Source organism: Thermodesulfobacteriota bacterium (assembly GCA_039028315.1).
GTDB lineage: Bacteria > Desulfobacterota_D > UBA1144 > Nemesobacterales > UBA2774 > CR02bin9.
Window position 1 is genome coordinate 1 of the sequence record JBCCIH010000116.1, and the last position, 7,714, is coordinate 7,714.

The 7,714-nt window shown below is 41.1% G+C and carries 6 protein-coding genes; 3 read left to right on the forward strand and 3 right to left on the reverse strand.

Annotated elements, in window-relative coordinates; translation table 11 throughout:
- Positions 1 to 726, forward strand: a 726-nt coding sequence (locus AAF462_07955; GenBank protein MEM7009050.1) for an IPTL-CTERM sorting domain-containing protein, incomplete at its 5' end; no start/stop codon positions are given.
- A gap of 417 nt (positions 727 to 1,143) precedes the next feature.
- Entirely contained in the window at positions 1,144 to 3,009 is a 1,866-nt protein-coding gene (locus AAF462_07960; protein ID MEM7009051.1) for a vanadium-dependent haloperoxidase, read from the forward strand.
- A gap of 7 nt (positions 3,010 to 3,016) precedes the next feature.
- On the opposite strand, the gene AAF462_07965 is transcribed toward AAF462_07960, so the two are convergent.
- The 3 genes from AAF462_07965 to AAF462_07975 all read right to left on the reverse strand — a co-directional run bounded on the left by AAF462_07965 (position 3,017) and on the right by AAF462_07975 (position 6,742).
- Positions 3,017 to 4,060, reverse strand: a complete 1,044-nt coding sequence (locus AAF462_07965) for an ABC transporter ATP-binding protein (protein MEM7009052.1) — start codon at positions 4,058 to 4,060, stop codon at positions 3,017 to 3,019.
- Between the two features lie 99 nt (positions 4,061 to 4,159).
- Positions 4,160 to 5,746, reverse strand: a complete 1,587-nt coding sequence (locus AAF462_07970) for an iron ABC transporter permease (GenBank protein ID MEM7009053.1) — start codon at positions 5,744 to 5,746, stop codon at positions 4,160 to 4,162.
- Between the two features lie 24 nt (positions 5,747 to 5,770).
- Positions 5,771 to 6,742: an iron ABC transporter substrate-binding protein gene (locus AAF462_07975; GenBank protein ID MEM7009054.1), complete on the reverse strand. Its 972-nt coding sequence runs from the start codon at positions 6,740 to 6,742 to the stop codon at positions 5,771 to 5,773.
- 277 nt (positions 6,743 to 7,019) lie between these two features.
- On the opposite strand from AAF462_07975, the gene AAF462_07980 reads away from it, so the two are divergent.
- Positions 7,020 to 7,714: DUF6607 family protein (locus AAF462_07980; protein MEM7009055.1), on the forward strand; the 695-nt coding region annotated here is incomplete at its 3' end.

Genomic DNA, 7,714 nt, shown 5'->3' on the forward strand with positions numbered 1-7,714 from the left:
CGCACCTCAACCAGCATACTTCGAGTAACGGTTCCGGGCTCAGTGGTATCCATAGCTGTGCCTGAGGCGCCAATTAATGATGCGGTGGGTGAAACCGCTGACCTGGAAGGCGGTATCGCGGTCGATCCCGATCTAAATATATATTTAGTGGATTCTGATTCAGACGATTTAGTGAGCTGCCGTCCGGGTGGTCCCTGTTTTTTGCTCACATCGGAAGAGGAATTTGAGGACGCCGCAAATGTTGATGATGTAGAGTTAGATGAGCCGATTCTTCTTGTTGGTGATAAATTGTATATTGCAGAAGACGAAGAATGCATGTGTATTTTCGTGGTAGATATAAATACCGGAGTACCTGAGCTGTTTCTATCTGAAAGCCAGCTTGCTGCTGCGCTAAATGGGGAAAGTCCTGACCCTGAAGGCGGATTGGCTGTTGATGCTGAGGGCAGGATTTATATAGGTAACGATGATGAGGAAGTCCTCGGCTCCAGTATTCTGCGTACAGGCCCCGACGCGAATACGAATCAGCTCTCATTATTTGTAACCAGTGCTGAGATGGCTGCCTTATATAACCCGGCTGATAATCCTGAGTTCGACGCTGATATGTGTATCATACCTGTACTCACATCCAATGTTCCGACCCTTTCCGAATGGGGAATGGTCGTAATGGCAGGAATTTTAGGCATAGTAGGATTTATGGTTATCAGAAGAAGAAAAACTACTGCATAAAATTAAATTCCTATCTTTCTAACCTAAAGGGGAGCTTCGGCTCCCTTTTTCTTATAATTCATCCCTAAATTCATATATATTTTTCATATCTATCAGTATCTGGTTCGAACTCTGGTGCATTAGGGCTACCATTTAACTACAGACACTTACATAACTTTTACTACTTCTATTGCAATCATATTCGGGATGTGAGCACCTATCGGTCATTCTGATAGATGAATGTCCTAGAAGCTCTTCAATAGTGTGTAATGGAACATTACCTTCTACAACCCTTATAGCAGCTGTATAAGTTAAATAGTGAAATGTATAACAATTCACTCAAACCTCGCATCTAAACACAATCTAATTGTAGATATTGTTCTGCTAAGTTTAGGTATATTTATATATAGGTAGCGAAATAACTATATGGAGGAAACAATGAAGGGAATACGTAGCGGTAGACCTGCTTCTTTATTAGTATTTAGTTTTATAGTTTTAATATCCACAATACATATTGGTTGTGATAGTGAAAGCAATTCCAACAATATAAGCTCTGATAACTCAGTAGCAAGGATTTGGAATGAAGAAATTTTAAATGCAATTCGTTTAGATACACCGGCGCCCACAGTTCATTCCCGTAATCTGTTCCATTTATCAATTGCAATCTACGATGCCTGGGCTGCATATGACAGCACATCGATCGGTTATTTGGTAAAAGATAAAGTGAGTGCTGAAGACGTTGAATCCGCCAGAGCCGAATCAATAAGCTTTGCCGCATATAGGGTCCTCACAGTTAGATATGCCAACTCCCCAGGCGCAGAGGATTCCTTAGCATCTTTTGACTCAACAATGAATAAGCTTGGATATGACATGTCCTTTACAAGTACTGATGGAAATTCTCCCGCAGCTCTGGGCAACCGAATAGCCCAAGAGGTTTTGTCTTACGGACTAACTGACGGCTCAAATGAGGCTGGAGGTTATGAAGACAACACAGGTTATATGCCTGTAAATGAACCTTTGGCTGTTAGAATTCTAGGTCCGGTCAATATGGATGATAAAAATCGCTGGCAGCCTCTAGACATTACAGGCAGGCTAACTCAAAATCAGCAGGAAGTGGGAGACATTCAGGTCTTCCTTGGACCTCACTGGGGCTATGTGAAACCTTTTGCCCTTGTTCCCAGAGACAATCCCGATGAAGATGTTTTTTTAGACCCTGGATCCCCTCCTTATCTTGGGGGTGAAGGCGATCAGTTATTTAAAGACGCTATTGTGCGCGTTATCCGTTTCAGCAGCCAAGTAGACCCTGATGACGGAAATCTTATAGATATTTCTCCTGGAGCTATAGGAAATAATAGTCTTGGAACTAATAACGGAACTGGATATAGCGTTAATCCTTTTACCGGACTTCCTTACGAGTCTAATATTGTTAAAAGGGGTGATTACGGACGTATTCTGGCTGAATTCTGGGCAGATGGGCCTGATTCTGAAACACCGCCAGGTCATTGGAACACAATAGCCAACTATGTATCTGATCATCCGCTTCTTATAAAGAGAATCGCAAATACAGGAGAAGAGTTAAACGATCTGGAATGGGATGTAAAACTTTATTTTGCTATAAACGGGGCGCTTCATGACGCAGCTGTTGCGGCCTGGGATGCCAAACGAAAGTATGACTACGTAAGACCTATATCCTCTATTCGATATATGGGCGGATTAGGGCAGTCCTCAGACCCAGAAGGAATTTCCTATCATCCCGATGGGCTTCCTCTAGTGCCGGATCTAATTGAGGTAATTACCGAAGATAGCACTGCTCCAGGTCAAAGACACAGTCAACTAGCAGGCTTTGAGGGATTTATTGCAGTTCATTCATGGTTGGGAGAACCTGAAGATCCTGAGAGCGAGTACAGCGGGACGGGCTGGATATTGGCCATACAATGGCTGCCCTATCAGCGCTCAAACTTCGTGACTCCTCCATTTGCCGGATATATTTCAGGGCACAGCACATTCAGCCGTGCTGCTGCAGAGGTATTAGCTGCTTTTACTGGAAGCGAATATTTTCCGGGAGGACTAGGGACATTAATAGCCGAAAGAGACGACTTTCTTGAGTTTGAAATAGGTCCTACAGAAGATATCGAGCTTGAGTGGGCTAAATATTATGATGCTTCAGATGAAGCGGGCATATCAAGACTATGGGGCGGTATACATGTGGACGTGGATGACCTGCAAGGCAGAATTGTAGGGTCCATGGTCGGCAAAGACGCCTATGAACTTGCTGCAGATTATTTTGACGGAACGATTCAATAATTAGGTATTAGAGCTGAATACCATTATGGAAAAATAGGGGTTTGTGATGATTAGACATCGATACCAAAACTCTAGAGCCAAGCGGAATCTGGACCGCATGATGCTCTAAACAGTGCAATGTCTCACCGCTATCCATAGAAACTTTATAGATATATGACCCTCCTTGGAATATTGAGGATACAATGGTTGCGTTAAACCTTTGCGTATCGGTATGAAGTTCAATATCATCTGGTCTCACCATGATCTCAAGCTCATTGGAATCATTTGTTCTATTGGGAAGATCAACATCACCAACAATTGTTGAAGCATGATCTGAGACATTACTTACAGAAATGAAATCAGCAGTCCCGACAAACTTGGCTATGAAACTCGATTTAGGGTTGTGATAGATTTCATAGGGCGAGCCTAGTTGTTCGAGATAGCCGTTATTCATTATCGCAATTTTATCCCCGACAAAAAAAGCTTCCTCCTGATCATGAGTTACAAATATCGCTGAGACTCCGTTTGACTTTAAGATATCTAAGATTTCCTCTCTTACATCTAATCTAAGACTTGCATCAAGATTAGAGAAAGGCTCATCTAAAAGCAATACTTTTGGAGAGGGCGCAAGTGCTCTGGCAAGAGCAACACGCTGCTGCTGTCCTCCTGAAAGCTCTCCGGGCATGCGTGATTCAAGCCCTTCTAAGCCTAGAAGAGATATATACTTAGAGGCAATTTTTTCCTTATCCCCATCCTTTAGTCCAAAGGTGATGTTCTTTAGAACGCTTAGATGCGGAAACAAAGCATAGTCTTGAAATACTAACCCCACGCCCCTTTTCTCTGGAGGAACGCCTTTATTATTTTTGTAGACGGTGCTGCCGCCTATCTCTATCTCACCCTGATCTGGTGATAAAAACCCGGCAATCAGTCTTAGAACGGTGGTTTTGCCGCATCCGCTAGGCCCCAAGAGTGAAACTATTTCACCAGGCTCTAAAGAAAAAGACATATTCTGAACCACTGTCACAGAGCCAAATGATTTCGTAATATCCTTACATTCTAAAATATGATCCAAATTACAAATCCCTCCAAGTGAATTTGCTTACATATATTATAGCTACCAATAGAGTATAGTGTAGCATCAATTACTAAACCCAGATTATTTGGCAAAAAATCAATTATTAATTCTTTTAAGCAGAATAAATACCATAGGTACTGAAGCAACTAGCATCAAAACCAAAGAGTACATTGCCCCTGCAGCCAGAAAAGTTTCAGATGTAGCAGACCATATTCCGGTTGCTAGAGTTCTAAATCCATATGGGGATAATATCAGTGTTGATGGCAGCTCTCTCATTGTTAGCAAAAAAGCCAAAATAAAACCTGCAAGTATTCCTGGTTTAATCAAAGGAAGCGTAATCCTGGCAATTACCTGAAAACGGTTTTTCCCCAGACTTCGAGCGGCATCTTCAAGATTAGTGTTAATCTGGAGTATCAAATTTCGCATAGTCCCTATACAAATAGGGAGAAAGAGAATTACATAGGCGGCTATGAGCAATATGTAGGTTTGATACAAGGGCCTTAGAAACCTTATGCCTAAAAATACGATTGATAATGCTACTACAACACCAGGCAGTGCGTAGCCAACATAGACTATATTCTCTAAGAATCTGGACATTTTCCCTTGGTACCTACAGGAAAAATATGCAATTGGAAATGCCGTAATTACAATAACAACAGCTGCAACCAGACTTATTGTTAAGGAATTAAAAGCCATGCTGAGGACATTACTAAAAGCCTGTCCAGTGGTTATACCCAAATACAGCCAGTAGAAAAGAACTGCTGAGGGGATTACTAGGCTAAGTAGAACCAGTGCTGTTAGAAAAAGTATGACAGGTGTTTTCCATGCCCCAATATCTATATATGAACTAAAACTGCGTCTTAGCTTACTGGTTCCTGAGCTCAACTCATTTTTACGTATTCTGCTTTCAAATATTATGAATATGGAGGCAAGTAATAGCACTAGCGTTGAAAGAACCGCTGCAACATCAAAATTAAATGCCGATTGGTACTGTACATATATGGCCCAAGTAAAGGTTTCATACCTAAGAAGCGAGACTGCGCCAAAGTCGCTTAAAACCATCAGCGATGTGAAGACCCCGCCTGTAGCTATAGCGGGCTTTAGCTGAGGAAGTATTACTTTGAAAAATGTTTTAAATGTGCTGTATCCAAGGCTATGTGAGACTTCTTCAAGTGAGACATCAAGCTTTGACAATGACGCGCTGACTGGCAGAAGCATATAAGGAAAACGAAGAACTGAAAGCACAATAAGAGAGCCCCAAAACCCGTATATCTCAGGAAGACGCTCAACCCCAAATGAAGAAAGCATGCTTTGAAATAAACCGGTAGGTCCAAAAGCTGCTACCATTATAAACCCGCCAACATATGAGGGTATAACAAGCGGAATCACCGTTAGAGTTAGCCACAGTCTCCTAAGCGGAATATTGGTCCTAAATAAAAACCATGCAAGAGGCACGGAAATAAGAGCTGAAACAATAGTAACGCTAAATGCAAGAACCAATGTTCTCACAATTATGTTAAACGTACGCCACCTAAAAATTATCTCTAAAGCTTCATCGCCAGTGCCAATGGTTTTTACAAACAGATATATCAGCGGAATTGATAAAGCGGCAGCTATTACCAGAGAAATTATGAGTAATGAGATATAAAACCAATCATTTAACCGCGCAGCAATAGCATTCATATATAGTTTCTGATTTTAATCAGATCAAGGTATTATCTCAACCCCTCTTAAAATCGTAACTGTACCCTGCAAGTCATTCATATCGCTCATCTCAATCTTTGGACTATTAATATCAGCAAGTGGTTTCAACATTGGATTTATTTTCACTCCCTCAACAACTGGGTATTCATAGTTCTGTGAGGCGAAGAATTGCTGAGATACCGGTGAGAGCATAAACTCAAGAAACTCGATGGCTTCTTCTTTGTTTTCTGAGGTCTCAAGCACACCGGCGCCGGCAACTAGTATTAATGCCCCGGGGCCGCCTTCTTCTATATGATAGTTTCGCGCGCTAAAGTCCATACCCTGCTCTTCAAGAAAACGATAAAGATAATAGTGGTTCACAAACCCAACCTCAACCTCTCCGTTTGCAACCGCTGCAACTGTGGAGGTATTATTTGGAAAACTCTTAGGGTTATTTGCATTTATTCCGTTTAACCATTCTTTAGTTTTTTCATCTCCCCATATTTTCCTCATTCCAGTGACCATTGCTTGAAAAGATCCGTTTGTAGGAGCCCAGCCGATTTTGCCCTTCCACTTGGGGTCGGTGAAGCCAAACATATCGTCAGGCAAATCTTGCTCTGTCAACATATTAGTATTGTAGACCACTGTCCTTGCACGACCTGAGGTGCCGACCCATTTTTTATCATCTGATTTGAATTTATCATTTACCTCTACAAGAACTTCATCAGGGAGGGTAGTAAACTTATCTTCTAGTGCTCCTAACCCAGCCGGGTCCTGAGCAAAGAAAATATCCGCAGGACTTTTATCGCCCTCTTCTAAAATTGTTGCAGCAAGCTCTGATGTGCCGCCATACTTAACCCTGGTATCAATGCCAGTAGCCTCACTAAATTGCTCAATTATCGGGCCTACAAGCTTCTCACTTCTACCAGAATATATAGTAAGTGTCTTTTTTTCATCATCACTCGTATTATTAGTGCAGGATACTAGTGGTATCATCAATAAACACAATAATAGTAATGAGTATTTTTTTAGTGATAATATGAACATTTCAGCTCCTTTGTAACCTTGAGTAAATTTAATCTAAAGTATGCCCGATTAAACCCAAAATTATCGTTTATATTAATAGTAACTAAAATAAACCCGGATAGTGCCAAAATTCAAGTTAATATTAATAAATATTAATGAATGCAAATGGTTATGAATGATAATGATTATCGTATTCAAATAGGGTATATTTTTTAGGGTATTATTACTGTAGTTAAAGGAAATCATCATGAAGAGATCATTAGCTCTAATATTATTCTCAATATGCTTTGCCGCTGGATGCGCGTCTAAGAACAACGTTCCCGAATCTCAAAGTGAATCATATTCAACACAGCTCACACAAAGCGAAGAAAGATTATATACATTCAGCTGGTCTTATGATCAAAATAGCGAACTTAAACCCAGGGGCGGAACCTCAATGGGCGCGCCTGTAGTTCTGGATGAATCGGAAAATACTGCGTGGTTGTCTATTTATGAGCCTGGCATAAGCGACTTTGAACGAGATAGAAGAGCCATATTAGCAATGGCCGGAGATTATAGAGTCACTTTTGATTTTATTGAAACAGTACCTCTTCGAAGTGGATATGTAATTAAAAACCCCTACCACTCCTGGGCTACGGAGTTTGTGGAGGTCATAGAAGACAAAGGAGATTTCATAAGTCTTCAGCACATTTTAGTTATGTACATAAAAAATGACGAGGGTGAAATTGAGGGTCCTATGATAGTTAAGCATTGGCGTCAAGACTGGAAATATCAGGACACTGATGTGCTTGATTATATAGGCAACAGTACTTGGCAGCTTAAAAAAATTCCCGCTGCAAAGGCAAAAGGAAAATGGTCTCAGAGTGTTTATCAAGTTGATGATTCACCAAGATACGGCGGGATTGGTGAATGGATTCATGATGGCAACTATTCTTCGTGGAC